The 26,336-nt window shown below is 64.7% G+C and carries 20 protein-coding genes; 4 read left to right on the top strand and 16 right to left on the bottom strand.

The genetic code is table 11. The annotated features are described in order from the left end of the window. The first annotated feature begins 122 nt into the window (after window positions 1-122). Window positions 123-473 (top strand): hypothetical protein, encoded by a 351-nt coding sequence (locus VNK82_12830; GenBank protein HXE91834.1) that lies wholly within the window; start codon window positions 123-125, stop codon window positions 471-473. Between the two features lie 75 nt (window positions 474-548). Continuing rightward, entirely contained in the window at window positions 549-1,958 is a 1,410-nt protein-coding gene (locus VNK82_12825; GenBank protein ID HXE91833.1) for an MBL fold metallo-hydrolase, read from the top strand. 139 nt (window positions 1,959-2,097) lie between these two features. On the opposite strand, the gene VNK82_12820 is transcribed toward VNK82_12825, so the two are convergent. The 5 genes from VNK82_12820 to acpS all read right to left on the bottom strand — a co-directional run bounded on the left by VNK82_12820 (window position 2,098) and on the right by acpS (window position 10,335). Beyond that, a complete protein-coding gene (locus VNK82_12820; protein ID HXE91832.1) occupies window positions 2,098-4,119 on the bottom strand; it encodes a M13 family metallopeptidase in 2,022 nt (673 codons plus the stop codon). Between the two features lie 160 nt (window positions 4,120-4,279). Further along, window positions 4,280-6,307 (bottom strand): M13 family metallopeptidase, encoded by a 2,028-nt coding sequence (locus VNK82_12815; protein ID HXE91831.1) that lies wholly within the window; start codon window positions 6,305-6,307, stop codon window positions 4,280-4,282. Window positions 6,308-6,341: 34 nt separating this feature from the next. Next, window positions 6,342-7,415: an MlaD family protein gene (locus tag VNK82_12810; GenBank protein ID HXE91830.1), complete on the bottom strand. Its 1,074-nt coding sequence runs from the start codon at window positions 7,413-7,415 to the stop codon at window positions 6,342-6,344. Between the two features lie 86 nt (window positions 7,416-7,501). After that, window positions 7,502-9,877, bottom strand: a complete 2,376-nt coding sequence (locus tag VNK82_12805) for a hypothetical protein (GenBank protein ID HXE91829.1) — start codon at window positions 9,875-9,877, stop codon at window positions 7,502-7,504. Window positions 9,878-9,954: 77 nt separating this feature from the next. Further along, window positions 9,955-10,335: a holo-ACP synthase gene (gene acpS, locus VNK82_12800; GenBank protein ID HXE91828.1), complete on the bottom strand. Its 381-nt coding sequence runs from the start codon at window positions 10,333-10,335 to the stop codon at window positions 9,955-9,957. Window positions 10,336-10,542: 207 nt separating this feature from the next. Here acpS and VNK82_12795 point away from each other — a divergent pair, with 207 nt between their 5' ends. Beyond that, on the top strand, window positions 10,543-10,743 hold the full coding sequence (locus tag VNK82_12795; GenBank protein ID HXE91827.1) for a cold-shock protein: 201 nt from the start codon (window positions 10,543-10,545) through the stop codon (window positions 10,741-10,743). Window positions 10,744-10,905: 162 nt separating this feature from the next. On the opposite strand, the gene selA is transcribed toward VNK82_12795, so the two are convergent. The 8 genes from selA to VNK82_12755 form a co-directional block, all read right to left on the bottom strand. Further along, complete coding sequence (selA, locus tag VNK82_12790) at window positions 10,906-12,315, bottom strand: L-seryl-tRNA(Sec) selenium transferase (GenBank protein HXE91826.1); 1,410 nt, start codon at window positions 12,313-12,315, stop codon at window positions 10,906-10,908. Window positions 12,316-12,404: 89 nt separating this feature from the next. Continuing rightward, window positions 12,405-14,639: an ATP-dependent DNA helicase RecG gene (gene recG / locus VNK82_12785; GenBank protein HXE91825.1), complete on the bottom strand. Its 2,235-nt coding sequence runs from the start codon at window positions 14,637-14,639 to the stop codon at window positions 12,405-12,407. A gap of 85 nt (window positions 14,640-14,724) precedes the next feature. Continuing rightward, window positions 14,725-15,804, bottom strand: coding sequence for a tetratricopeptide repeat protein (locus tag VNK82_12780; protein ID HXE91824.1), 1,080 nt, complete (start codon window positions 15,802-15,804; stop codon window positions 14,725-14,727). A 43-nt stretch (window positions 15,805-15,847) separates the two neighbouring features. Next, window positions 15,848-16,561 carry a 7-cyano-7-deazaguanine synthase QueC gene (queC, locus tag VNK82_12775; GenBank protein HXE91823.1) on the bottom strand — a complete coding sequence of 238 codons (714 nt, stop codon included), beginning with the start codon at window positions 16,559-16,561 and terminating at the stop codon, window positions 15,848-15,850. Between the two features lie 83 nt (window positions 16,562-16,644). Then, window positions 16,645-17,325 (bottom strand): radical SAM protein, encoded by a 681-nt coding sequence (locus VNK82_12770; protein ID HXE91822.1) that lies wholly within the window; start codon window positions 17,323-17,325, stop codon window positions 16,645-16,647. A gap of 143 nt (window positions 17,326-17,468) precedes the next feature. Then, on the bottom strand, window positions 17,469-17,738 hold the full coding sequence (locus VNK82_12765; GenBank protein HXE91821.1) for a four helix bundle protein: 270 nt from the start codon (window positions 17,736-17,738) through the stop codon (window positions 17,469-17,471). A gap of 37 nt (window positions 17,739-17,775) precedes the next feature. Further along, on the bottom strand, window positions 17,776-18,153 hold the full coding sequence (gene queD, locus VNK82_12760; GenBank protein ID HXE91820.1) for a 6-carboxytetrahydropterin synthase QueD: 378 nt from the start codon (window positions 18,151-18,153) through the stop codon (window positions 17,776-17,778). Between the two features lie 100 nt (window positions 18,154-18,253). Then, window positions 18,254-20,266, bottom strand: coding sequence for an ATP-dependent DNA helicase (locus VNK82_12755; GenBank protein HXE91819.1), 2,013 nt, complete (start codon window positions 20,264-20,266; stop codon window positions 18,254-18,256). Between the two features lie 38 nt (window positions 20,267-20,304). Here VNK82_12755 and der point away from each other — a divergent pair, with 38 nt between their 5' ends. Next, the gene (gene der / locus VNK82_12750; GenBank protein HXE91818.1) at window positions 20,305-21,678 is read left to right on the top strand and encodes a ribosome biogenesis GTPase Der; all 1,374 of its coding nucleotides are present in this window, start codon (window positions 20,305-20,307) and stop codon (window positions 21,676-21,678) included. Between the two features lie 3 nt (window positions 21,679-21,681). On the opposite strand, the gene VNK82_12745 is transcribed toward der, so the two are convergent. From VNK82_12745 to selB, 3 genes are all read right to left on the bottom strand, one after another. Continuing rightward, the gene (locus VNK82_12745) at window positions 21,682-22,752 is read right to left on the bottom strand and encodes a hypothetical protein (protein ID HXE91817.1); all 1,071 of its coding nucleotides are present in this window, start codon (window positions 22,750-22,752) and stop codon (window positions 21,682-21,684) included. A 157-nt stretch (window positions 22,753-22,909) separates the two neighbouring features. Further along, window positions 22,910-24,256 (bottom strand): methylenetetrahydrofolate--tRNA-(uracil(54)-C(5))-methyltransferase (FADH(2)-oxidizing) TrmFO, encoded by a 1,347-nt coding sequence (gene trmFO / locus VNK82_12740; protein ID HXE91816.1) that lies wholly within the window; start codon window positions 24,254-24,256, stop codon window positions 22,910-22,912. Between the two features lie 100 nt (window positions 24,257-24,356). Further along, window positions 24,357-26,255 (bottom strand): selenocysteine-specific translation elongation factor, encoded by a 1,899-nt coding sequence (selB, locus tag VNK82_12735; protein ID HXE91815.1) that lies wholly within the window; start codon window positions 26,253-26,255, stop codon window positions 24,357-24,359. Between the last annotated feature and the right edge of the window lie 81 nt (window positions 26,256-26,336).

The following is a 26,336-nucleotide window of genomic DNA, read 5'->3' as shown; positions in this document are numbered from 1 at the left end:
CAGCGCAGACGACGATGCCGAGCGTGTGTCTCGGGTTGCTTCCCCCGCAGCGCGGCTCGACGCCGCGCCGCGACATCTCGCGGCCCTCCGGGTCCCATCTAAGGAAGAAGGAGAATGGCATCATGCACGCGCTAGCCCAAAGACTTTTCCTTATCGCCGGACTGACACTGCTCACGCTGGCGCTTCTCGGTTGCCCGGAGCAGACCACCATCGGGCAGATTAACGCCGACCCCGGGCGCTACCAGAACAAGGAAGTTGCAGTGTCGGGGACGGTGACGGAGTCGTTCGGCGTCCTGAACAAGGGCGTCTATCAGCTCGATGACGGAACCGGCCGTTTGTGGGTCTTCTCGGAGAAGTACGCTGTGCCGACCGAAGGCGCGCGGGTGCAGGTGGCGGGGCGCATCACGCCGACGGTGACCTTCAGCGGGCGCAGCTTCACCAACATCCTGCGCGAGACCGAGCGGCGCCGCTGACCCGGCGGGCACGGGTTTTTTCGCTCATGCCATCACTGACACCGGCCCAGCGGGCGTGTATTATCGTTTTCCGCCATGCGTATCGAGCGCTTTGAAGTGCCCGGGCTGTCCCACTATTCGTACGTGATCGTGTCGTCGGGTTGCGCCGCCGTGGTCGATCCCCGGCGCGACATCGACGTCTACCTGGAATACGCTGCCGCCCGCGGCCTGAAAATCACCCATGTGCTGGAGACCCACATCCACGCCGATTACGCCTCGGGCGCACGTGAGCTGGTGGAAGATACCGGCGCCGAGGCCTGGCTAAGCGGCCACGACGAAGGCGAAGACTTCCAGTATCGGTTCCCGCACCGCGACTTCCGCGACGGCGAGGAACTGGATCTGGGCGAGGCGCGCGTCGTAGCCATGCACACGCCCGGCCACACCCCGGAGCATCTGGCTTTCCTGGTGTACGAGCGGGGGCGGACGCATCCGCTGGCCATGCTTTCCGGGGATTTCGTTTTCGTGGGTTCGTTGGGGCGGCCGGATCTGTTGGGCGAGGCGGCGAAACACCGCTTGGCGGGCGAACTCTACCAGAGCGTGCACGAACGCCTGAAACATCTGCCGGACGGCGTACAGGTCCTGCCCGCGCACGGCGCGGGCTCGCTTTGTGGAGCCGGGATGGGCGAGCGTCCGTTCACCACCCTGGGCTACGAACGTGCCGCGAACCTGTTCTTCGGTCTGCGCTCGCGCGAGGAGTTCGTCGACCGCATCCTGGGAACGGTTCCTCCGTTTCCGGAGTATTACAAGCGCATGAAGCGGGTGAACTCCGAAGGAGCGCAGCCGCTGGGCGGCATCCCCGATGGCGGCGCGCTCGCCCCGGAGGATTTCGAAGCGCTGATCGAAAAGAAGAACGCGGTGGTCATCGATCTGCGGCGGCCGGAAGCGTTCGGAGGCGCGCATGTTCCCGGCGCGTTCTCCATCGGCGACGACCACAATCTTTCCATGTGGGCGGCGTGGGTCGTCCCCTACGACACGCCCATTCTGCTGGTGGGAGAAGAGGGCTCGGATTGCGAAGCGGCGAGGCGCTCGCTCATCCGCGTGGGCCTGGATGAGATCCGAGGTTACCTGAAGGGCGGCATGCGCTCCTGGATCCTGGATGGATACCCGCAGGAACATGTGCCGCAGATCTCCGTGTACGAACTGGCGGAGAGGCAGCGCGGCGACGCGTCCTGTGTGCTCGATGTGCGCACCCTCGGGGAATGGAACTCCGGCCACGTGCGGGGCGCTACGCACATCATGGCCGGCGACCTGCCGCAGAGACTTAGCCAGGTGCCGCGCGACCGCGACGTTTACCTGATCTGCGGTTCCGGATACCGCTCCAGCATCGCCTCGAGCATCCTGCGGCGAGCCGGGTACCAAGCCGTCCACAACGTGATCGGCGGCATGACGGCATGGAAGAATGCCGGATTGCCGGTAGTGACGGAACAAGCGGCGTGCGCGGCCTGACGAGCGACTAGCTGCCAGCCTCCAGCTGCCAGCTTGAAGACGAAGTGGGAGCGGACCCCGCAGTACCCGGGCCGTTTCGAGTTCGGATTGCGGAAACCAGCACCTCCCAGCTAGAAGCTCGTAGCCAGGAGCTGCCTCTCTACCACACCCGGCAGGCGTTCTCCCGCACCATGGCCTGGCCCTTCTTGCAGCCGAAAGCCTTCTGGAACTCGGGCGAATTGGAGACCACGCCGTTCACCCGGAAGCGACCCGGCGAGTGCGGGTCGGTGAGCGCGGAAGTGCGCTCGCGCTCCGGCGTGACGTTCTGACACCAGATCTGCCCGTAGCCGAGGAAGAAGCGCTGCTCGGCGGTGAAGCCGTCGATCTTCTCCGGCTCCTTGCCACCGAAGGTATCCAGCAGGGCCATCAGGGCGATGCGGCTGCCGCCGTTATCGGCCACGTTCTCCCCGAGCGTGAGCTTGCCGTTCAGCTTGACGCCCTCGATGGGCGAATAGGCGCTGTACTGGTCGGCGATACAGGCGGCGCGGCGCTCAAACTCCTTGGCATCCTCGGGAGTCCACCAGTCGCGCAGGTTGCCCTGGGCGTCGTAGCGGCGGCCCGAGTCGTCGAAGCCGTGGGTGAGCTCGTGCCCGATGACCATGCCGATGGCGCCGAAATTCACCGCGTCATCAATGTCGTTGCTGTAGAACGGCGGTTGCAGGATACCGGCTGGGAACGAGATGCGGTTCTGCAACGGCGAATAGCCGGCATTCACGGTGGGCGGAGTGAAGGGCCACTCCTTGCGGTCCACGGGATTGCCGATCTTGCGCAGCTGACGCCGGTTCTCGAAGGCGTTGGAGCGCAGCGAGTTGCCGAGCGCGTCGCCGCGCTTGATGGCGAGCGCGGAGTAATCGCGCCACTGGTCCGGGTAACCGATCATGTTGAAGATGGCGGCGAGCTTTTCCTTGGCGCGCTTCTTGGTTTCCGGGCCCATCCAGTCCAGTTGCTCGATGTCGCGCTCCAGGGCCTTCTCCAGTGCATGTACCATCTTCAGGGTGCGCTCCTTGCCTTCGGCCCCGAAGGTCAGCTCGACGTACTTCTGCCCTAAAGCCTGACCCAGGTCGGCGTCGACGGCGTTGGCACAACGCTTCCAGCGCGGCTGGATCTCTTTGGCGCCCTGCAAAGTCTTCTGGAAGAAGTTGAAGTTTTCCTGCTGGAAGCGCTCCGGCAGGAATTGCGCGGCCAGCGTGACCAGGCGCCACTTGAGATAGGCCTTGATGGTGGGCAGATCGGTTTGGTTCACCGCGGCTTCCAGTCCCTTGAAGAACTCGGGGTTGGCCACGTTGAGCTCGGTGAAGGATGGAGCGCCGATGCCCTCATAATACAGCGTCCATTGGATGGAAGGCGCCAGCGATTCAAACTCGCTGCGTTTCATCCAGTGGTCGAGGTTGTTGGGATTGCGGCGCGTCACCGGGTCCTGGGCGTTCCTGGCCAATGTCGTCTCCAGCTTCATGATGGCGGCGGCGGTGGTCTTGGCGCTGGCCGGTGATTCGCCCAGCAGCGCCAGCATGTTGCCCACGTGCTCGACGTACTTGGTACGGATTTCGTCCGATTTGGCGTCGTCCTTGAAGTAGAAATCCTTGTTGGGCAGGCCGAGACCGCCCTGGTCCGCCCAGGCGCCGGTGGTGGTGGAGTTCTTCAGTTGCGGGACGGCCCCGAACCCGAACAACGCATTCGATCCGGCGTCGTGCAGCGTGATGAGCACCCGGGTCAGGTCGGCCTTGCTTTTCATCTTGTCGATTTTTTTCAGGTAGGGCTGGAGCGGCTTCAGGCCTTTCTTCTCCAGCGCCGCCTGGTCCATGCAGGCGTCGTAGTAGTCGCCGATCTTCTGCTCCACCGCGGTGCGCCCGGCGTTCTTGGCGCGATACTTCTCCAGGATGTCGCGCAGAACGTAGCGGTTGCGCTCGCGCAACTCGTCGAAGCGCCCCCAGCGCGTCTGGTCCGGTGGAATGGGATTGTTGGCGTTCCACTTCCCGCAGGCGTATTGAAAGAAGTCCTCGCAGGGGTCGGCGGACGTATCCATGGCGTCCAGATCCAGGCTCTTCATGGGCTTGGGCCCTTCCGCCTGCGCCCATGCCATCGCCGCCGCCAGCAGCAGCCCAATCAGTCGAAGTACTCGCATCCGTTGTTCCTCCCGCTAGAAACTGATTCGGCCCCAGGCCGGGGCCCGGTTAGTAAAACCTGCCAGCCGGCGGCTCCCAATCCGTAGCGGATTGGGATCAGCCGGACTGATTCCTCGATTAGACGGACCAGCCTGCGGAGCGGAAGCAGGCATGTCCGGCTCACCACACGCGGCAGGCGTTCTCGCGCACCATGGGTTGTCCCTTTTTGCATGAGAAGGCCTTCTGGAATTCCGGCATGTTGGAGACCACGCCAATCACACGGAAGCGCCCGGGAGAATGCGGGTCAATGGTGGCCAGCATCTTGGTCCGCTGATCGGTGATGTTCTGGCACCATACCTGTCCCCAACCCAGGAAAAACCGCTGCTCGGGCGTGAAGCCCTCAATAGAGGGGGCGCTCTTGCCGGCGATTGTATCCATCAGAGCCATGTAGGCAATGCGCAGCCCGCCGTTGTCGGCGGTGTTCTCGCCCAGGGTGAGCTTGCCGTTCAGCTTCACATCCGCAATCGGCGAGTACTCGCTGTACTGGTCGGCGACGCAACTGGCGCGCTGTTCGAACTCCCGGGCGTCGTCTTCCGTCCACCAGTCCTTGAGATTGCCTTTGGGGTCGAATTTGCGGCCTTCATCGTCGAAGCCGTGAGTAAGCTCGTGGCCGATCACCGCGCCGATCCCGCCAAAATTCACCGCGTCATCCATGCTGCGGTCGAAGAACGGCGGCTGCAAGATGCCGGCGGGGAAGTTGATGTTGTTCTGTTGCGGGTCGTAGTAGGCATTGACGGTGGGCGGCGTCATGAACCACTCCTTCGGGTCCACCGGCTTACCGATCTTGTTCAGTTGCCGCGCGAATTCGAACCGGTTGCTGCGAGCAACGTTGCCCACCAGGTCGTCGGAGACCAGGCGGATGCTGGAGTAATCGCGATACTTCTCCGGATAGCCGATCTTGTTGGCGATGGCGTGCAGCTTCTCCAGCGCTTTTTCCTTGGTGGCTTCCGTCATCCAGGGCAGCTCGCGGATGTCGCGCTCCAGGGCGGCCTCCAGCGCCCGCACCATCTTGAGCATGCGCTCTTTGCCTTCGGCGCCGAAGGTGGCATCGACGTAGAGCTGACCCAAGGCCTCGCCCAGGGCGTCGTCCGTGCGCTCCACGCAGCGTTTCCAGCGCGGCCGGTTCTCCTTGGCGCCGGTGAGCTTGCGCCCGAAAAAGTCGAAATTCTCCTCCACGAAGGCGGAGGAAAGCAGCGGCGCGTTGGCGCGCGTCACCTGCCAGCGCAGGTAGGTTTTCAGGTCGTCGAGGCTGCGGGAGGCAAGAACGCCCTCCATGCCCTTGACGAAGTCGGGCACACGTACGTTCAGGCTCTCGATGGGCGGTACGCCGGCCGCTTTCAGGTAGGCATTCCAGTCGAACGAGGGACTGAGCGCGGCCAACTCCGCCACCTTCATCCGGTGATAGATATTGGCGGGCTCGCGACGCCTCACCCGATCCATGGACGCTTCCGCCAGCTTGGTCTCAATCTCCATCACCACCTTGGCATCCGCCGCTGCCTTTTCTGCGGGCTCGCCCAACATGCCGAACATCTTCTCCAGATGGGCCAGGTATTGTTTGCGATTCTCAACAAACTTGGGATCATCCTTGAGGTAGTAGTCCCGGTCGGGAAGGCTCAAGCCGCGCTGGTCGGTCACGGCGATGACTTCGGTGGCGTCCTTGAAATCCTGCTCGGAGTCGGTGCGGAACAGCGCATTCACGCCCGTCTGGTGAAGGTGCGCCAGCAGGCCGGGGATCTCCGCCTTGCTCTTCAGGTCGGCGATCCGCTTCAACTCCGGAGCGATGGGTTCAAAGCCCCGGGCTTCGGAGACTTTCTCATCCATGCAGGCAGCCCAGAAAGTCCCGACCTCCTGCTCAACCTTGCTGGCCCCGGTCTTCCTGGCCGCGGCTTTTTCCAGGATGTCACGCAAGACTTCGTAGTTCCGCTCCTGCAGTTCGCTGCCCCGGCCCCAAGCCGAGCGATCCGCGGGGATGGGGTTCTTCGCCCGCCAGCCGCCGCAGGAGTACTGGTAGAAATCCACGCAGGGGTCGACGCTGCGGTCCATCGCGTCCAGGCTGAAACCGCGCGCCGGCGTTCTGTCGGCCGACTGGCCGGCGGCGGCGAGCGCGGCCAGGACGATCATCAACGAAAGTGCGAGCTTGGTTTGCATTCGGGCTCCTTGCAAGAGTGTGCTCCGTGAAACCTCAGAACAGTTTGAAGCGAATGGTCAGATACTTTTTCGGGTTCTCGCGGACCGCCTTGATCAGGTTGCGCGTTTCCACCAGCATCTGGTCGGCGTTGGTGTAGATCGAGGGATCGCGCAGGAGCTTGCCGGCCGTGCCCTCACCGGCCTCCAGACGGTCGGCGATCTGCGACAGGCGGGTCATGGTGTTATCCACCTTTTTCGCGAACTCTTCGTCGCGCAAGATCTTGCCCATGGTCCCCTTGCCCGCTTCGACGTCGGACATGACGCGGCTGGCCTTGGCCATGGTCTGCTCGGCCTGCTCGTAAAGCCTGGGATCGTTGATGAACTTGCCGGCCGAGCCTTCGCCGCGCTCGATCTTGTCGACGATCCTGTTCAGCTTTTCCACCGAGGCGTTGGCGCGGCGGTAGAGCTCCTCGTCCTTCAGCAGCTTGCCCACGGTACCCTCGCCGCGACTGATGCCGCGCACGAGATTGCGGACTTCGTTCAGCGTCTCGTTGGCCTTGTTGAACAGGGTGGGATCGTAGATGAACTTGCCCACCGAGCCCTCGCCGCGCTCGACGGCAGCCACAATCCGGTCCAGGCGCTTCAGCAGGACGTTCATGTTCTCCAGCGTGGTCTGGCTGGCGCGCACCACGTCCTGCAAGCCGGGGCGCTCTTCCGAAGGCAGCACGTCGCCATCGGCGGCTTCGGCTCCCTTGGCTTCACCGCTGAAGATGTCGATGTAGGTTTCGCCCAAAGCGCCGCGCGTGTTGAGGGAAGCCACGGAGTCCTTGCGCAAACGTTCCCGGTAGCGGGTGGAGAGCTTCAAGGTGACCTCGACCGGCTGCTGCGGGCGGCCCTCCACGATGCGGATGTCGGTGACGTTGCCGATGTCCACGCCCTGCAGGCTGACCGGAGCGCCCGGGCGCAGGCCCTCGGCATTGTCGAAATAGGTCTTCACGCGGATGGTGCCGCCGAACAGGCCGGTGGTGCCGGTGACCAGGAAGATGGCCACCGCCAGCACCGCGCTGGAAACCAGCACGGTGACGCCAACACGGAGTTCGGCCCACGTGACCTGCCTGCGGCTGGGCAACCTGCTCCTCCGGAGCCGGCGCGCCTGAGGACGAAACCGCGCGCGCCGACAGAGCGTCGCATCATATCAGATGGGCTTTGCAGGAGTCAGCCTTCCGCGCGCCGCCACAGGGAGGTCGCAGAGGCGGCCAGTGCGTAGGCGGCGGCGCCGGCGCCGAGCGTCGCGCCCAGCCCCCACTGGATGGCGATCACAATCGCCAGGGTGGAGCCCAGCACGCTGGCCGCCGCGTTCAGGGCGAAGGCCCACTCGATGGTCTCTTCGCCGCGGCTGGCGAGCGCGCGCAAGCCGGTGGGGAACGGCATTCCCATAATGAATCCGAGGGGCAGAAGGAAAACCGCGCTCAAGAGCAACTTCGCGGGGAAGGGCAGGCCGACCAGCCGCGCCAGCAGCGAGGGCAGCACGTACACGTACGCGACGACCATAACGACGATCGCCCCCAGCACCAATCGCACGCGCACCGATTGCGCCAGCCAGCGGCGCGCCGTGACGCTGCCCGCGCCACTGGCCAGAAGCATGAGGAACACGACCACCGTCAGAGCGTACGTCGGGTGTCCTAGAAAGAGGACGAAGCGCTGAATGAGGGCTATTTCCACCAGGATGTAGCCCAGGCCGACGGCCACGAAATACAGCAGGCGCACAAGGTTGTGGCCGCGGACTCCGGTGCGCACAGCCAGCGGGACGATGAGAAACAGCACCACCGCGCCCAGCGAAATGCCCAGCAGCATCACCAGCACGGCCACGCCCAGATTCACGCGCCAGTCCATGCCCCGGCCTCCGCCGCCCAGCACGCTGGCCATCACGTCCTCGGTCTTCACAGTGAAGAAGAAGAAGGGATTGTTGTCGGTCACCGGCGCCACGTTGTAGGGATAGTCCTGCGCAAACCGCCAGGGATCTCCGCTACGGATGAGCGAAGCGAACGGGCCCTCTTCCTGCGTGGCCGGACTGTAAAGAACCCGCAGATGAGTGTGTTCGCGGAGGTGCGCCCGGAGCGCAGATTCCTCTTCAGCCGTGAAGGGGGAGCGCTTGATGAGGACCGTCACGGGCACGCCGTCTTCGTCGAGGGCTGCGTCGGCGACCACCAGGAAGTGGGCCTCGGTACGCTCCACGCCGAGCGTTTTCAGCGCCGCCATTCCCTGCGAAACCACACGCAGGGCTTCCCGCGGCCGGCGGAATTCCCAGCGGGTCACGGCCAGCATGCCGTCCGGCTTCAAGTGCTCGAAGTACTCGCGGAAGGCCTCCACCGTGTACAGGTTGTTCTCACTGAGCGCGAAGGCGCCCGCCGAGGTGGCGGCCCAGGTGTCCACCAGGGTCATTTGCACCACGTCGTAACGATCGGGGCTCTGGCGCAGGAAGCTGCGGCCGTCACCGACGTGGATGCGCACTTCCGGCTGCTCGTACAGCCGATGGGAGTAGTCCCGGAACTTGTCGAGCATGATGGTGTTGACGATGAGGGGATTGATCTCGATACCGGTGATGTTCGCGCTGCCGCCAGCCAGAGCGCGGAGCACGTCCACACCACCGCCCGGGCCGATGATGGCGTAATCGCCCTGGGGCCGCAGCGCGTTGACCACCGCCGGAACACCGGAAAGGATGCGCCGGCGCGTCTCGGGTTGGCGCGCGCTCTCCGGCGGGATGTTCATGATGGCGGTTTGCGCATCCGAGTCAATCACCATGTATAGCGCCCGCCGCAGTTCCTGCACCTGCACCAGCGAGATGGCATTCCATCGGGCGAACAGCACCTTGGGCTGCTCCCGGTTCATCGCCCGCACGTACTGTACGTCGGGCGTACCGCCGGCCAGGCGGAGGGCGATCAGCGCCAGCATCACCACCGCCATGCGCAGCCCGGTGTTGCGCTGCGCGCGGTTTGCCGCCCATACAGCCGAAGCTACGGCCATGACGGCGGCGGACGCCAGAATCGCGTTGGGCGCCCCGATGACGTTCAGCGCCGGGACCACGAGCAGGCAGGCCAGCGCGCCACCCATCAGGTCCGCACCGTAGAGGTGCGAGACCTTCTTCGTCTCACGCGCGAATACCACCGAAAGAATCAGCCCACAGAGGAAAAACGGCACGCCCGTCGCCAGGTACACCACCGAAAGCTTGCCGAAATTGCGCCAGGTCAGTTCGGGTGAGACCGGCACTACCAGAATGATGGCCAGAGCGAAAACCGTAGCCACCACGTTGATAAGGCAGATTCTCGCTACGATGGCGCTGGTCTCCCACCGGGCCAGCCAGGGCCGCTTGAGGAAGGCGAACACGCCGCCTGCTCCCAGGCCCAGCAGGGCCACTCCGATGGCCAGGAAGGCGAAGTGGTAGAACAACACCACGGAGAACAGGCGTGTGCAGGCCAGCTCCAGCAGCAGCATGCTGAAGCTCACCAGCGCCACGCCGGCCAGCACGCGGCGCGGCGGCACTTCGTGCACACCCGGCGCTTCCACCAGCGGCAGGACCTGGGTTTCACTCATGCAAGATGGCTCGCGGGAAATCTCTCAATCCGGCAATTCCGCAGTTCGGCAATCTTCGAGTTCCGTTGCCTCGATGGCTAATCACCTTCGAGGATGACATGCGCGATGGCCTGTTCGACCGTGTGTGAGAGCGAAAGCGCAGCGCGCTTCGCTCCCAGGCGGGCCGCAAACTCGGCCGCCTTGCCCGAGAAGTGAAGAGTGGGGCGTCCGCTGGGCTCGCGCCGCACTTCCACCTCGCGCCAGGCGATGCCGCGCTTCCAGCCCGTGCCCAGCGCCTTGAGCGCGGCTTCCTTGGCGGCAAAACGGGCCGCGTAACGCTCGGCACGGTTGCGCCGAGACTCGCAGTAGCGGATCTCGTCCGGGGTGAACACGCGCTCCAGGAACCGCCGGCCGAAGCGCTCGATCGCCGCCGCCACCCGCGGCACTTCTACAATGTCCACGCCTGTGCCGACGATCATCCGGGCCTCGTGGCGGTCTAAAGTACCACAGCCGCCCCAGGCCGCCCGGCCATCTCCCTTTTGCCTTTCCGGGCTATCTGCGGTATGCTCAAAGCGCGTTAGATGGAAGGGGTTTCAGAGCGGTTCGGCTTTTGAGCTAGTACCTGCCTCTGCAGTTTTCCGCTTCAGTCCAGCGCAAATCCAACAACAAAAGGAATTACCCGCAACATGGAACAAGGAATTGTGAAGTGGTTCAATGACGCCAAGGGCTACGGCTTCATCAGCCGTCAGAACGGTGAGGATGTCTTCGTGCATTTCTCGGCCATCCAGGCGGAGGGCTTCCGCTCTCTGAAGGAAGGCCAGGCCGTGCAGTTCAACCTCGTCAAGGGACCCAAGGGCTGGCAGGCGGAGAACGTTACCGCTCTCTAAGCATCCAGCGTTGTGCGATCGGGCGGCCGCAACGGCCGCCCTTTTCGTCTGTTGAACACGTTCACCGCAGAGAGCGCCGAGGAAAGCGACAGGGCGAACACTGCGATTCGCGGTTCTCGGCGATCTCTGCCTTCCCGGTGGTGAAGAAGCTTCGGGGTCGACTCACAACGTTCTGAGGGCGCTCGCAACCACCTCATCCTGTTCCGGGAAGACGGTGCGCAAGTCGATCAGGACGCGGCCTTCGTCGACGCGGGCGACCACGGGCGGATTGAAGGCGCGCAAGCGGGCCGCGATTTCATTGGCGCTCAGTTCATCACAAGTCACAGCCAGCACGAACGTGGGCAGCATGGCGCCGGGCGTAGAGCCGCCGCCGATCACGCTCTCGTCTTCCTCCACGCGCACGCGCAGCTTCTTCACACCGGCGATGGCGGCTGCCAGCTTCTCCGCCCGCTGCCGGATGTCTTCCTTCGTCAGCCGCATCATGGCCAGCGCCGGAATGGCGTCATGCTCCTGCCGCAGATAGGCGAGGAGCGTGGCTTCGAGCGCCGCATAGGTCAGCTTGTCCACGCGCAGGGCGCGGAACATCGGGTTGGCTCGAATGCGCGCCACCACGTCGGCGCGCCCGCTGAGCAGGCCGGCCTGCGGTCCGCCCAGCAGCTTGTCGCCGCTAAAGGTCACCAGGTCGCAGCCGGCGCGCAGGCTGTCGGTGACGCCCGGCTCGCCGGTCACGCCGAGGGAGCGCAGGTCGAACAGCGCGCCGGATCCCAGGTCTTCCATCAGCGGCAGCTCGTGCTGGTGCGCGAGCGCCGCCAATTCCGCCAATTCCGGCTGCTCCGTGAAACCGACGATCTGGAAGTTCGAGCGATGGACGCGCAGGATGAGCTTCGTCTTTTCGCCAATCGCCCGCTCGTAGTCGGCCAGGCGGGTGCGGTTGGTGGTGCCCACCTCGCGCAGCACCGCGCCGGATTTCGCCATGACGTCGGGGATGCGGAAGGAGCCGCCGATCTCCACCAGCTCGCCGCGTGACACGATGACCTCGCCGCCTTCGGCCAGCGTGTTGAGCGCCAGCAGCACGGCGGCGGCGTTGTTGTTGACCACAACGGTGCGAACGTCGTCGCGGCCTTCGACATTCAAGAGGCGGCGGAACAGGCGGTCGGCGTGCACGTCGCGCTTGCCGCGCTCGCCCGTGCCGAGGTCGAACTCCAGGTTGGAATAGACGCCGGCCACTTCGGCCATGCGCTCGAGAGCGGCCTTCGCCAGCGGTGCGCGTCCCAGGTTGGTGTGCAGGATCACGCCGGTCGCGTTGACCACCGGGCGCAGGGAGTACTCGGTGGCGTGCCGAACCAGGCGCTCGATGGCGCCGTCGATGCCGGCCAGTGCGACGTCTACCCCCGTGGCGTCCAGGTGCCCCTCAGCGATCACGGAGCGCAGGCGGTCGAGCACGGTGCGCGCCGCCTCTGTAACGGCAACTCGGCCCCCATGCTCCGCCAGGTGCGCAATCGCGGGGCGGCGCAGCACCTCGTCCACCGAGGGCAGGCGACGCAAGAGGGCGGCTTTGTCGGCGGCCGGCACGTTAGGATTATCTCATCACGGGAACGTTCAATCTAAAGGGCGGAGTCCAATGCGCGTTATCCGCGTGAATCTGCGTCGCGCCTTTGCCTCTATCCCACTTCCACCAATCCGTATCGCCTCTGCCAGTGGGCCTTCAGGTGAGCGAAGACGCGGCTGATGTCCTGCGCGGAAAGGTCGGCAGCGGGTCCGGCGGCGACGCGGGCGGCTTCGCGGCGGGCGACTTCGAGAAGCTCCTTGTCGCGCAGCAGGTTGGCCACGCGGAAGTCAGGCATGCCGGCCTGGCGGGTGCCGAAGAATTCGCCCGGGCCGCGCAGCTCCAGATCCAGCTCGGCGATCTCGAAGCCGTTGGTGGTGCGCACCATGGCATTCAGGCGCTGCTCGGCATCTTCGGTGATCTTGCCGCCGGTCATGAGAATGCAATAACTTTTGGCGGCGCCACGGCCGATGCGCCCCCGCAACTGGTGAAGCTGGGCCAGTCCGAAGCGTTCGGCGTGCTCCACCACCATCACCGTGGCGTTCGAGACATCGACGCCGACCTCGATGACCGTGGTGGAAACCAGTACGTCAATCTCGCCCGCGGCGAAGCGGCGCATCACCTCTTCTTTCTCTTCAGCCGGCAAGCGGCCGTGCAGCAGGCCAATGCGCAGGTCGGGGAGGATCTTCTTGCGCAGCTCGTCATACATCTTCACCGCGGCTTTGAGCGTGAGGCGCGGCGCGGGCTCAGGGAAAAGTTTCGACGTCGCCTCCGGTTCCGTAGGTTCCATGCGCGCTGATCCGCGCTGATCCGCGGCTGGTTGTTCTTCTTTTTCCTCGATGACTGGATAAACGATGTAGGCCTGGTGCCCCATGTGCACCTGGCGGCGCACGAAGGCGAACACCTCGACGGAGCGCTCGTCGGAGACGCGCCGGGTGACGATGGGCGAGCGGCCCGGCGGCATTTCGTCGAGCAGGCTGACGTCGAGATCGCCATACAGCGTCAATGCCAGCGTGCGGGGGATGGGCGTGGCGGTCATCACCAGCACATCGGGCTCGGGTTCCTGGCGGGCGCCTGCCGCGGCGGGCTTCTTCATCAGGCGAAAGCGCTGAAGCACGCCGAACCGGTGCTGCTCGTCTACGATGACCAGTCCCAGGCGCGCGAACTCCACCTTCTCCTCGATGAGCGCGTGGGTGCCGATGACCAGTTGGGCGTCGCCGCGGGCCACATGACGGCGGGCGGAGCGCTTCTCGGCGGGATCGAGCGAACCGGTCAGCAGCAGGATGCGATAGCCTGCCTTTTCCAGCAGGGTGCGCGCCGCCAGGTAATGCTGCGTAGCCAGGATCTCGGTGGGCGCCATGAGGGCGGCCTGGCACCCGTTCTCGATGGCGATGATCGCCGCCTCCAGCGCCACGATGGTCTTGCCCGAGCCCACATCCCCTTGCAACAGCCGGCGCATGGGCGAGGGGCGCTCCATGTCGCGCGCGATCTCGCCCAACACCCGCTTCTGCGCCGCAGTGGGGTGAAAGGGCAGAATGCGCTTGATCGCCTGGCGCACTTTGTCGTCGAGCCGGAAGCTGATGCCCGGCTGCTGGCGCAAGCGGCGACGCTTCAGCTCCAGCCCGACTTCGAGAAAGAACAGTTCTTCGAAGATCAGTCGGCGATGCGCAGGCGTGCGCTGGGCCTGAAGGTCTTCGAAGGGCGTCGCGGGCTCGGGCCAGTGGACGCGCCAGAAGGCTTCGCGGCGCGGCAGGAGCTTCAGGGCATCCCGCATGGCGGGCGGGACGCCGTCGGGGATTTCCGCGGCCAGATTCTCCAGCACTCCATGAATGACCCGGCGGAACCAGCGCGAGGTCAGCTTGCCACGCGCTGCCGACTCGTAAATGGGCACGATGCGTCCCACCTCCAGCGAAGCCGCGGCGGGATCTTCGCCTTCGGAGTCCAGCACCTCGAACTGCGGCTGCACCAGTTGCAGGCGGCCGCGGCCCTGGAAGGCGGCTTCCACCTTCCCGTACAGCGCCACGCGCTTGCCGGGCTGGAACTTGCCGCGCAGGTAGGCGGCGTTGAACCAGATGCACTGCAGCGCGTCGCGTCCCTGGGCCACAGTCATCTGGAAGATGGGCATGCGGCGGGTGCGAAATAGGCCGGAGGTGCGCACCTCGCCGATCACCGTGGCCATTTCTCCCGGGCGAAGCTGGGCGATGGCGCGGGGGTTGAGCCGGTCCTCGTAGCGAAAGGGAAGGTAGTAGAGCAGGTCTTCTACGGTGGTGATGCCCTTTTCCGCCAGCAGCGCGGCCACCTTCGGACCTACACCCCGCACGTATTGCACCGGCGTGTGCAGTTCGAGCATCGGCAGGGGATTCTCGCTTGCCGGACAGTGCAGGTGCAAGAAGAAGGGCGGCCCGCACGGGCCGCCCTTCGCGTTTCAGACCGCGTCAGTTCTTCTTGGTGGTCTTGGAGCGCTTGTACGTGGATTCGATCTCGGAGCCGATGTACTGCAGCAACTGTTTGGCGTTCTCGGCGTAGGGTCCCTCCGGCGCCAGTTCCAGGTACTTGTTGAAGGCCTCGGCCGTGCCGGGCGGCGCCACGAACTTGTTGTTCTTGTCCATCGTGCCCTTGCCCATCAGGATGGAGCCCTTTTGGAAATAGGCACTCGCGTTGCCGGGGTCGGCGGCGATGCACTTATCGAATGCCGCCAGCGCCGCATCCAGCCGGCCGGCGTTGGTCAGCACCGCTCCCATATTGAAATAGTATTGGCCGGCGCCCGCGGGATCGGCCGCGGCCGCCGCCTCATACGCCGCTACCGCCTCATCCACCTTGCGGCTGCCGGCCAGCGCCTGTCCCAGGTTGTTGTAGTACGCGCCATTCGGTTTGATGGCAATCGCCTTCTGGTACGCCTCGGCGGCTTCCGGATAGTGCTTGCCCGCGAGATAGGAGTCGCCCAGCGTGTACCAGAGCAGGTCCTTCGACGGGTCCACGGCGACGGCCTGCTGCATGAGGGCAACGGCCTGGTCGGCATTGGGAGGGTTGCTGCTGAGCGCGGCCCGGGCCTGGGCCAGCATGTCGTTCAAGTTCTTGATCTTGACGTTCTCTTTCTGGGCCTCCTCGATCTGCTTGCGCTGCTCTTCGGTCATCTGCGGAGCCGCCGTGGCGCGCTCCTTCGCCAGGTCGAAATCCAGGGTATTGACCCCCTCCACGCCCGACAGGGTCACGGTGACGTTGTTGAAAAAGTACAGACTGCGGCCGGCCTTCTGGTCCTCCTCGTTGCGATACAGGGTGACCTTGTACTTGCCGCTCTGCAGGCCGATCGAGTAGTAGTCGCCGCTCTTGTTGGTCTTGATGTTGTACTTGCGGCCGGTATCCAGGCTGGCGTATTCGACGATGGCGTTCACGATGGGCTGGCGCTGCTCGTCGGTGCAACGGCCCTTGACGGTGGCCATCTGGGCCTGGGCGCGGGGCAGGACGGCCAGCGTCGCCACCGCCGCCAGGGCTGCAAGCATCAGTTTGGTCCTCATAACTCTTCCTCCCGGCGGAATGAACGCCGTGTCATAAGTGCAGTCATCCGTGCGTAAGGACGCTGGACAGATACGCGATGGGGTCCTGGGCTCCGGCTTCCCGGAAGGCGCGCAGGCGAAGCACGCAACTCTCGCAGGCGCCGCAGCCGCGATCCTCGCGACTGTAGCAAGACCACGTTAAATCGAAGGGCGCTCCCAGTTCAAGGCCCAGGCGGACGATCTCATGCTTGCGCATATGGATGAGCGGCGTCACGACCTGGATGCGGCCGTGGCGGGTGCCAGTGCGGATGAGCTGATTGAAAGCCTCGTAGTACGCCGGGCGACAGTCGGGGTAGCCGGAGCTATCCGGCTCGACCGCGCCGATGAAGACCTTCTCCGCGCCCAACACTTCGGCCCAGCTCACGGCCGCGGCCAGGAAGTGCGCATTGCGGAACGGGACGTAGGTCACGGGAATATCCAGGCCGATGCGCTCGGTCACGTCGGGCACCGCCAGGGCCAGGTCGGTGAGGGCGGAGCCCCCTATGGCGGCCAACGCGGTATTGCGAATGACCAGGCGGTTTTGAATGCCCAGACGGTCGCAGATGCCTTCAAAAGCGCGGCGCTCCCTCTCTTCGGTACGCTGGCCATAGCTGACGTGCAGCGCCGAGGCGTCAAAGTCGCGGGCCGCCAGCGCCGCACAGACACAGGAATCCATGCCGCCGCTGAGCAGGACCACGGCCCCCGGACGCGACTCGACATGCTTCGCCACCTGTGTCATCTGTCTGCCTATTGGATGAGTCCTGCGGGCGAATTGCTGCCTCGATTCTAGTCCAGCTGCGAGTGCGAAGTAACGTTACTGCACTAGACACCCTTGGTTTCCGGCGGCCAGATGAACTTGTGGGCCTGCAGGCCCAGGCGCACGTTGAGGCCGTCGGCAAGCATCCACTCGGCCAATTCGCGGGGATCGAGGAGGCAGTGGGAGGCATCGCGCGGCCCGGCCGCGTCCTTGCGGAAAGCGGGAGAAAGGATCACCGAGCCGGCCTTCGCGGGAAGGTCATGGCGACGGATGAAATCACGGGCGAACTCGTAATCCGCACGGTCGGTAAGGACGAACTTCACCTCGTCGCGAATCGTGAGCGCATCCAGATTCTCCATGCGGAAGGTGTCCGGCTCCCCGGAGTGCGGGCACTTCACGTCCACCACCTTCACCACTTCCTTGGGCACGCTGGCCAGCGGGCGCTCACCGCTGGTCTCGAGCAGGACCGTGTACCCGGATGCCAGCAGGCGACGCATGAGTTCCAGGACTTCCTTTTCCTGCAGCATCGGTTCGCCGCCGGTGATCTCGACCAGCCGGACCGGCGAGAGGCGGCGGACTTCGGCTTCCACCTCCTCCACCGTCATGCGACGTCCGCCCGTGAAGGTGTACTCGCTGTCGCACCAGGTACACCGCAAATTACATCCCGTCAGGCGCACGAAGATGCACGGCAGCCCGGTGTAGGAGGACTCGCCCTGCAGGGAGGCGTAGATCTCGGTGATTTGCATGCGCGGTGCGCCTAAGAGTACCGAGTACAGAGTACCGAGTTGCGAGTTGCGGGCGCTAGCCCTCACGCAGAAAGAGATTCGGCCGCTCAGAAAACGGCTCAACTCATCGGTTGCCTTGAGGACCTTGGTGGCATGTTCCTCCTTCAGGTAATCCAGGTCTCTGGCAGAATGACCTGCGTCTCAAGCTCGGCGAGCGAGCCACGCGCACTACAAAGGAAGTGCGCGAACTCCCGTTTGGAGAAACGAGCCTGGCCTTCAGCAATGTTGCTGGGTATCGAGACGGCTGCACGCCGCTTCTGAGCCGTAAGGCCAAAGGTCTCGTTCTGGCGAAGATTCTCAGTGGTCTGATACACCAAGCGTGCCGGTGCCATCGCGTGCTTCCACGCTATGAGATCTCGATAGGACTGAGCCATCTTGTGTCATGATGCTGGACTTGCAACTCGGTACTCGCTACTCGAAGTAGGTAGCTGTCGTGCTATCCGTCTCCCACACCGTGACTTCCTTCACCCGGATGCGGTTGTCGGTGGCCATGCTCAGGCGGGTACGGGCGCACTCGTAGAAGTATTTGGCCAGGTTCTCGGCGGAGGGATTGAGAGTCTTGAAGGGCTCGAGGTCGTTCATCATCTGATGGTCGAGGCGTTCGATGGTGTTCTTAAGAACCTCTTTCAGGTCCTTGAAGTCCAGCAGCAGGCCGGCCTGGTCGAGGTCCTTGCCTTCCAGCGTGATGCGCACCCGGTAGTTGTGTCCATGCGGCTTCTCGCACTTCCCCCGGTAGTTGCGCAGGTAGTGGCCTGCCGCGAAGCTCTCTTCCACGCTCACCTGGAACATGAACACCAGCCTTCAGCCATCCGGTTTCAGCCGTTCAGCCTGGACATTGTAGCGTGAGCGGGCGGACCTGTCCCTGGAGACCGCTCCCTTCCGTCACTTCTCAGCCGGAGCGCTCCCGGAAGAACGCCTCCACGTCGGCAAACTCGGTGGTACGGCGGTAGGGAGGCAGGCTTTCGAGGAAAATGCGGCCGTAGCGCTGGCGCAGCACGCGGTTGTCCAGCAACACCAGCAGGCCGCGGTCGTCGAGCGAGCGAATCAGGCGGCCGAAGCCCTGCTTGAGGGTGATGACGGCGGAGGGAACCTGGTAGTCGAAGAAGGCGTTGCCGCCTTCTTCGTCGATAGCGTGGATGCGTGCGGCCACCACCGGGTCAGCCGGCACGGCGAAGGGCAACCGGTCGATGATGACGCAACTGAGCTGCTCGCCCTGCACGTCCACTCCCTGCCAGAAGCTGGAGGTGGCGAACAACACCGCCCCCGGGGTCTGGCGGAACTCTTCCAGCAGCGCGTTCTTGGGAGCCGTGCCCTGCAGCAACAGCGGGAAGTCGAGCTGGTCTTCCAGGCGCTGGTGGAAGTCGCGCATCTGGGCGTAGCTGGTGAATAGGCAGAAGGCGCGGCCTTGAGTCACCTCGAGCGTGCGGCGGATCAGTTCGGCAGCGCGTGGCGCAAACTGCGGCACGCGCGGGTCGGGCAGCGAAGGCGGGATGTAGAGCAGCGCCTGGCTGGCGTAGTCGAAATGTGACGGTACGACCAGTTCGCGCACGTGCTCGAGCCCCAGTCTCCGCCGGAGATATTGGAAGTTGCCGCTCACGGCCAGCGTGGCCGAGGTGAGCACGCTGGTTTCGAGGTCCTGCCACAGGCAATCGCGAAGGATCTGGGAGACGTCGATGGGAGTCGCTTGTATAAAGACGTGGCTCGCCGATTCGCGGGCGCCGCGGGAGCGTTTCTCGTCGCCACGGCCCCTCCGGTCTTCGCTTCGGCTTCGCCGGTCGATCCAAAACACCGTGTTGCGGTCGGCCGATTCCAGCAGGAAGCTGGTCTGCACCCGCAGTTCCTGCGCCCGGCGCGCCAGGCGGACGATCTCCTCCGGCCGCTCGGGCAGGGCCTCGAGCGTCGAAGCCATCCCGCCCAGGGCGTTCAACAGGGCCAGGTAGTCGTCGCCGTTCTCCTCCAGGAATTCGCGGCGGTTCTCGAAGGCAAAGCGCCCTTCGCCCGGCGGCAGCAGGGCGAAGAAGAATTGTGCGCGATCGCGCAGGCTCTGGGCAGCCGCCTTGACGTCCGGCGTGAAGGCCTGCTTCAGCTTGGCCGTGTTCTCGATGTCGCGCACCAGATCGGCGAAGCGCAGGTCGCTGACCGTCACCCCGAAGTAGCTGGACGCCACGTCTTCCAGCTCATGGGCTTCGTCGAAGATGACCGCAGCGAATTCCGGCAGGATGCCGACGTCCGAGGCGCGATCGGGAATCTGGCGGATGGCGAGATCGGCGAAGAACAAGTGATGATTCACGATGATGATGTCGCTTTCGGCGGCGCGGCGGTGCATCTCCGTGATGAAGCAACGGTCGAACTGCGGGCACTTCTGCCCGGAGCAGGCCTCGGCGCGGGCGTCGAGACGCGGCCACAGCACACTCGCTTCCGGCAGCGCGGCCAGTTCGGCGCGGTCGCCGGTCTCCGTGGTCTTCTCCCAGGCCGCAATGAGCTGATAGTGCTCCACCTGTTCCAGGCCGGTGAGCACGGGCCGGTCGGTGAGGTCGTACAGCTTCTGCCGGCAAAGGTAGTTGTTCCGCCCTTTCATGTAGCAGACACGCAGCTTGCCCAGGCCGGCTTCACGCTCCAGGAACGGAATGTCCTTGTAGAAAAGTTGTTCCTGCAGAGTCTTGGTCCCGGTGGAGATCACGACGCGCTTGCCCGCGCGGATGACGGGCAGCAGGTAGGCCAGCGTTTTGCCCGTGCCGGTGCCGGCTTCGACGATGAGGTGCCGCTTCTCGGTCAGCGCCTGCTCGACCGCCTGCGCCATTTCCAGTTGTCCGCGGCGAAATTCGTAGGCGGGATGCGTTTTGGCCAGCAGTCCCCCGGGACCGAAGAAGGCGTAGAGCGAAGGCTGCGTGGCGGTAGTCACGGAGAGCGTCTCTATAATAGCCGCGGGCCGCGCTTGCGATGACCAACCAGACGCCAACCATTGCCATCGTGGGCCGGCCCAACGTCGGCAAGTCCACGCTCTTCAACCGCATTCTTGGGATACGGAGGGCCATCGTGGGCGACGAGCCCGGCATCACCCGTGACCGCATCTATGGCGAGGCCGAATGGCTTGGGCGAAAGCTGCGCGTGGTGGACACCGGGGGCATCATCCCGCACGAAAAAGAGCTCATCCCGGCCGAGATCTTCCGCCAGGCGAGAGTTGCGCTGGAAGAGAGTTTAGCCGTGATCCTGGTGGTCGACGGACGCACCGAACTGGCGGCGCCGGATATCGAGCTGGCGCGTCTCCTGCTGCGCACCGGCAAGCCCCTGTTCCTAGCGGTCAACAAGATCGACACTCCCAAGCTCGAAGCCCAAGTCGAAGACTTCCGGCGTCTGGGCATACGCGAGATGTTCCCGGTCTCGGCGGAGCACGGCACTGGCGTCGCCGAACTGCTGGAGGCGATTCTGGAGAGGATCTCGCCTGCCGCGGAAGGACGGCTTGGCACAGAAGGCGAGCAGCCGGCTGCGGTCAGCGAGACCGGCGAAATCAAGGTGGCGATCATCGGGCGGCCGAACGTCGGCAAATCCACGTTGCTGAACCGGCTCACCGGAGTTCCGCGCGCTATCGTCTCCGAGATTCCCGGCACCACGCGCGACGCTGTGGATGAAGCGGTGGAACGCGATGGCCACTGGTACCGCTTCATCGACACCGCCGGCATCCGCCGCAAAGGCAAGACCAAACTGATGGCGGAAAAGCTTTCGGTCGTCATGGCGCGCAAGCATCTGGAGTCAGCCGACGTCGCCCTGCTGATGATCGATGCCGTCGAAGGCGTGACCGCGCTCGACGCCAACATCGCCGGCTACGCGCACGAGAGCGGGCGCTCGGTCATCGTGGTGGTGAACAAGTGGGACCAGGTGAAGGTCGCGACCGAGCGTAGCCGGGCCACACGACCCGTGACGCCGCACGAATATGAGCAGCGTCTGAGACGCAAGCTAAAATTCCTGTCCTACGCGCCGGTGCTGTTCATCTCCGCGCTCGATGGACGTGGGGTGGAGAAGGTCTTCGCCACGGTCGAGCAGGTAGCGGCGGAGCGCAGAAAGCGAGTCTCCACCGGCGAGATCAATCGCTTCCTCAAGACCGTGGACTTCGAGCGCGCTGGCGTGCCGGCCGCAAAAAAAGTGAAGATCTACTACATGACGCAGGCCGCTACCTCTCCGCCGACATTCATCCTGTTCACCGACCGGCCGGTCAAGCTGCACTTCGCCTATCAGCGTTTTCTGGAGAATCAGATCCGGCGTGCGTTCGGATTTGCGGGCACACCCATCTGGATCAAGAACCGGGCCCGGAGATAAACGCTAGACGCCCGCAGCCGGGACGACGGGAATCGGCGGCGGAACCGGCCCCATCAGCGCGCCCAGCCGCGCGTAGCGCCCGCCGAAAAACCGCAGCGTGTACGACTGGAAAAAGAAGACGGCGGGCACGGAGATCAGCGCCCATAGCCAGATCAGCAGGAGCAGCAGGACGGTTCCCACCACGACGGCCAGGGCGATGGTCGCCGCGTTCCACGTCAGTCCGGCGGCCTTGCCGCCCAGGATGGCACCGGCGGCAACCAGGCCCACAGGCACCAGCAGAATCAGAGTGACGATCAACTGCGCGATGCCGAACACCAGCGCGGCCCCCACCGCCAGGATGGCCTTCATGATCACGTAGACGGCGTAGCCGCCCTTGTCCGCGCTCAACAGCGGCAGGAGACGGCGCCAGCCCTCCACCGCGCCCACATCATCGAGCGCCATCATGGGCACGACGAAGTCCTTGGTGAACAGCCAGATCACAAGGTTGACCAGCAGCATCGCCATCAACACGAAAAACAGGACCACACCGCCCGCTACCAGCAACGCTACATGCTCACGCGGGGCGCTCAGAGCGCCAGTGGCGGCGGCGACCGCCAGCGCCAGACCGACTACCAGCCCCATCATCAACAGGACGGCCAGGTTGAAACCGAGCTGCCACAGGAAGTAGCTCCAGCCTTGCCGCTGCCACCGATTCCATCCCGCGCCGATCTCGCAGCGGTCGTGCAGCACCGTCTCCAACAGGATGAACCGGAACACGCTGCTGATGTACAGCATGACGATGCCCAGCACGATCAGCACCGCAACCAGGAACAGGATCAGTGGCAGAAACTCCATGATCCGGGAGAAATCCGGTTCAGCGAAATACCCGATCAGGTCTTCATTGCCGCGCCGCTGAGCCGGCACTTGCCAGTTCGTGCCCCCGCCCCCGCCTCCGCTGACAAACTCTCCGCTCAGCAAGCCCACGAGGGAAAGCCGCCACCACAAGGCGAAACGAAAGGGCTGCAACAGGGCACGGCGCGCATGGTCGAAGGCGGGCGTGACCGCGTCGACCGCCGAGAGGGAAGGAGTCGTCATGACGACAAGCGCAACGTTAGCGCCATCGGTCTGCAACGTCAACGGGGAGGGGCCTGAGGTAAGTGCCGGGGCGGCGACAGCTTCTGGCTGAACACACTGTTCGTTGTGATGTGGCTTGCAGCGTTTGGGCGGAGTCTGTGGTCCGGCTGGATTTGAATCAGGAGGCCGCTTCCGTGCGGACGCACCCGAGGGCTTGGGCTGTGTCCCGCCAGCGGTCGAAGGCGTGAAGCGCCCGCTCGCATTGGAGGCGGTGGCGCTCGGCGCGATCGTGGACTCTCCTCTCCAGCGGCGGCAGCAGATCGAACGTGATGTTCGCCGGCTGAAAGTCACGCGCGTCGGAGTGCGTGATGTAGTGAACGAGTGAGCCCAGCGCCGTTTCACGCGGCGGAGGCAGCGGCGCTACGCCGCCCGCAAGGGCTGCAACGTGCAGTCCGGCCATCAGCCCTGCGGCAATCGATTCCACGTACCCCTCGACGCCGCAAATCTGCCCGGCGAAGAAGACGCGCGGGTGCGCGCGCAGCGCCAGCGTCTCCGCGAGCAGCGCCGGCGCGTTGATGTAGGTGTTGCGATGGATCTGGCCGTAGCGCAGGAAGCGCGCGTTTTCCAGCCCGGGGATAAGCCGCAGGACGCGCGCCTGTTCCCCGAACTTAAGGTGGTTCTGGAAGCCGACCAGGTTGTAGGAATCGGCGCGCAGGCTCTCGCGGCGGAGCTGCACCACCGCGTACGGCTGCCTCCCGGTGCGCGGGTCGCGCAGCCCCACCGGCTTCATCGGCCCGAAGCGCAGCGTGTCGCGGCCGCGCCGCGCGAGCTCCTCAATGGGCAGGCAGCCCTCGAAGTAGTTGAGCTTCTCCCAGTCGTGGCCGTCCACGGATTGGGCGGCGATCAGCGCGTCATAGAAGCGGTCATACTCTTCCCTGGTGAACGGACAGTTGATGTAATCAGGTGTGCCCTTGTCGTAGCGCGCCGCGAAATAAACGCGTTCCATGTCGATGGAGTCGGCTTCCACGATGGGGCTGATGGAATCGTAAAAAGCCAGGTGCGACGCGCCGCTAAGCCGCCCGATTTCAGCCGAAAGCGCGTCCGAGGTGAGCGGGCCGCTGGCGATGATCCAAAAGCCATCGTCTTCCTCGATGCGCGTGACTTCCTCGCGCCGCAAGCGGATGAGGGGCTCGGCTTCGATGGCACGGGTGACGCGCGCGGCGAAGGCCGCGCGGTCCACGGCCAGCGCGTGGCCCGCCGGCACGGCTACTTCGCGCGCACACTCCAGCAGCAGCGACCCGGCGCGGCGCATTTCCTCCTTCAGCAGCCAGGGCGCGGTATTTTCCATATCGCTCTTGAGCGAGTTCGAGCACACCAGTTCAGCGAGGTCGCCGGTTTGATGGGCAGGCGTCGAGCGCACCGGGCGCATCTCGAACAGCTCGACCTCCAGACCGCGGCGCGCGCACTGCCACGCCGCCTCGCAGCCCGCCAGCCCGCCGCCGATGATGCGAATGGGAGCCGTCAACTCTCACCGCCGAGATCGCAAACAACGCCGAGAGAAGCCCTGATTATACGTTCCACAATCAGTCCTTCCGTTGATCCGCGTCTATCCGCGGGATCCGCGGTTAAAGAATCACGCGGTCATCACCCACGCGCCGCGTAACGCGCTCGCGGTCCAGGTACTCAAGCAGCGGGATGGCGTACTTGCGGCTCACCCCGGCCAGGTCCTTGAAGCGGGCCACGTCGATTTTGGCGGATGTGTGTTTGTGTTCTGCGACCCGCCGTCGCAGTTCCGCCAACGCGGCGGAGTGGAAGACCAAATCGTCGGAGAGCTTGACCAGCACTTTGTCCCGCAGCAGCAAGGTCACGATCTTCTGCGCCCGTGTCTTGTCCACCGGCAGAGCGGCCAGCACCTCTTTCAGCGCGGGAACCTTCAGGCCGGCGGCGACGAAGGCTTGCTCGATTGTGCTCCGCGCGGCGGCTTCCTCGTCGCTCAGCACGACGCCCCGTCCCGGCAGTCGCACCTGTTCGCCCAGGACTTCCAGGTTGTTGTCGGCGGTCAGGGTTGCCAGCACCGCGTCAAGAATCTCCGGGCGCAAGTGGAGCTCTTCGCGAAGCTCCTCCTTGCCCATTCCCGGAACCAGGGGATTCCTGTCGTGGAAACCCTTGACTGCCTCCAACAGGACTTTTTGCAGAGCGTCCAGCGCCGGACCGTGAACAAAAACATCGCCGACGCGCCGAGCCAGGCCCGCGTGCACCGGCGAGGCAGCGTGCTTCTCCACGGTCTCCCGCGTCCACCCGGTTTCCGCTACGGCCTCGTTCAAAGAAAGTCCGTTGTGCCCGCGCCGCGCCACGCGCGCTTTGAAGGCGGAATCGCCGTCACCGGTTGCCAGGATGGAGAGGAAGCCCGGCGTGTAATCCTGCTTGCGCAGCGGCGGTGCGATATCCAGCACGACGCCACCCCCGATGGTGACTACCGGCGAGAACTGGCGGACGATAAACCGGTCGCCGGGCAGCAGCAACATGGCATCGGCCAGACGCAATTGCGCGAACGCCGTAGTACCGGGGCTGAGCTGCTTGTCGTCGTAGAGCAGCACTTCGGCAACTGTCTCGGCGGAGAACACGTGCAGATGCACACGGCTCCGATCCCGCAGCGGCCTGGCGCCGTCCAGCAACGTGAGAGAAACGTCGGCGCGCTCGGTGGAACGCAGCACGCCGGGAGGCGCCAGGGTCATGCCGCGCGCCAGCTCCTCCTTGGCTACGCCGGCCAGGTTCAGCGCGGTGCGCTCCCCGGCTCGCGCGCGCGCGGCGGGCTGGCCATGCACCTGGACGCCGCGTACGCGTACGCGCCGCCCACTGGGATAGACCTCGACTTCTTCCTCCTTGCCGATCGAGCCCGCCACCAGCGTGCCGGTTACGACCGTCCCGAATCCCTTCATCACGAAGACACGGTCGATGGGCAGCCGGAAAAGCGCCGCGCTCTCTTTTTGCCGGACTTCAGCGGCCGAGCGCGCCAGCGCCTGCTTGAGTTCCGGAATGCCCTCTTCAGTCCGCGAACTTACCGGGATGATCGGCGCGCGCCCGGCGTCAAGGAACGAGCCGCGCACGAAGTCCTCCACTTCCAGGCGCACCACTTCCAGCGTGTCGCGGTCCACCAGGTCGCACTTGGTCAGCACCGTGATGCCGCGTGGGATGTTGAGCAGGCGGCAGATGTCGAAATGTTCGCGGGTTTGCGGCTTGATGGACTCGTCCGCCGCGATCACGAACAGCACCAGGTCGATGCCGCCCACCCCCGCCAGCATATTACGCACGAAGCGCTCGTGCCCGGGAACGTCGACGAAGCTCAGGCGCAGCGGCGCGCCGTCGGGCGCGGCCAGCTCCAGGTGGGCGAAGCCCAGGTCGATGGTGATGCCACGCCGCTTTTCTTCGTCCAGGCGGTCGGCATCGATACCCGTGAGGGCCTTGACCAGAGCGGTTTTCCCGTGGTCGATGTGCCCGGCCGTGCCGACGATGACCGACTTCATTCTCCTAGTGTATCCCGCGGATCATGAGCGACGTTCATCCGCGCCATGCCGGCAAAACATGGAAGGAATCCTGGCCGCCAC

Source organism: Terriglobales bacterium, assembly GCA_035573675.1.
Taxonomy (GTDB): Bacteria; Acidobacteriota; Terriglobia; order Terriglobales; family Acidobacteriaceae; genus DATMAB01.
This window is presented reverse-complemented; position numbering and strand designations above follow the sequence as displayed.

Coding starts and splice junctions, on each gene's coding strand:
- VNK82_12830 (HXE91834.1), top strand. CDS start 123: ATGCACGCGCTAGCCCAAAGACTTTTCCTTATCGCCGGACTGACACTG.
- VNK82_12825 (HXE91833.1), top strand. CDS start 549: ATGCGTATCGAGCGCTTTGAAGTGCCCGGGCTGTCCCACTATTCGTAC.
- VNK82_12820 (HXE91832.1), bottom strand. CDS start 4,119: ATGCGAGTACTTCGACTGATTGGGCTGCTGCTGGCGGCGGCGATGGCA.
- VNK82_12815 (HXE91831.1), bottom strand. CDS start 6,307: ATGCAAACCAAGCTCGCACTTTCGTTGATGATCGTCCTGGCCGCGCTC.
- VNK82_12805 (HXE91829.1), bottom strand. CDS start 9,877: ATGAGTGAAACCCAGGTCCTGCCGCTGGTGGAAGCGCCGGGTGTGCAC.
- acpS (HXE91828.1), bottom strand. CDS start 10,335: ATGATCGTCGGCACAGGCGTGGACATTGTAGAAGTGCCGCGGGTGGCG.
- VNK82_12795 (HXE91827.1), top strand. CDS start 10,543: ATGGAACAAGGAATTGTGAAGTGGTTCAATGACGCCAAGGGCTACGGC.
- recG (HXE91825.1), bottom strand. CDS start 14,639: ATGCTCGAACTGCACACGCCGGTGCAATACGTGCGGGGTGTAGGTCCG.
- VNK82_12780 (HXE91824.1), bottom strand. CDS start 15,804: ATGAGGACCAAACTGATGCTTGCAGCCCTGGCGGCGGTGGCGACGCTG.
- queC (HXE91823.1), bottom strand. CDS start 16,561: ATGACACAGGTGGCGAAGCATGTCGAGTCGCGTCCGGGGGCCGTGGTC.
- VNK82_12770 (HXE91822.1), bottom strand. CDS start 17,325: ATGCAAATCACCGAGATCTACGCCTCCCTGCAGGGCGAGTCCTCCTAC.
- VNK82_12765 (HXE91821.1), bottom strand. CDS start 17,738: ATGGCTCAGTCCTATCGAGATCTCATAGCGTGGAAGCACGCGATGGCA.
- queD (HXE91820.1), bottom strand. CDS start 18,153: ATGTTCCAGGTGAGCGTGGAAGAGAGCTTCGCGGCAGGCCACTACCTG.
- der (HXE91818.1), top strand. CDS start 20,305: ATGACCAACCAGACGCCAACCATTGCCATCGTGGGCCGGCCCAACGTC.
- VNK82_12745 (HXE91817.1), bottom strand. CDS start 22,752: ATGACGACTCCTTCCCTCTCGGCGGTCGACGCGGTCACGCCCGCCTTC.
- selB (HXE91815.1), bottom strand. CDS start 26,255: ATGAAGTCGGTCATCGTCGGCACGGCCGGGCACATCGACCACGGGAAA.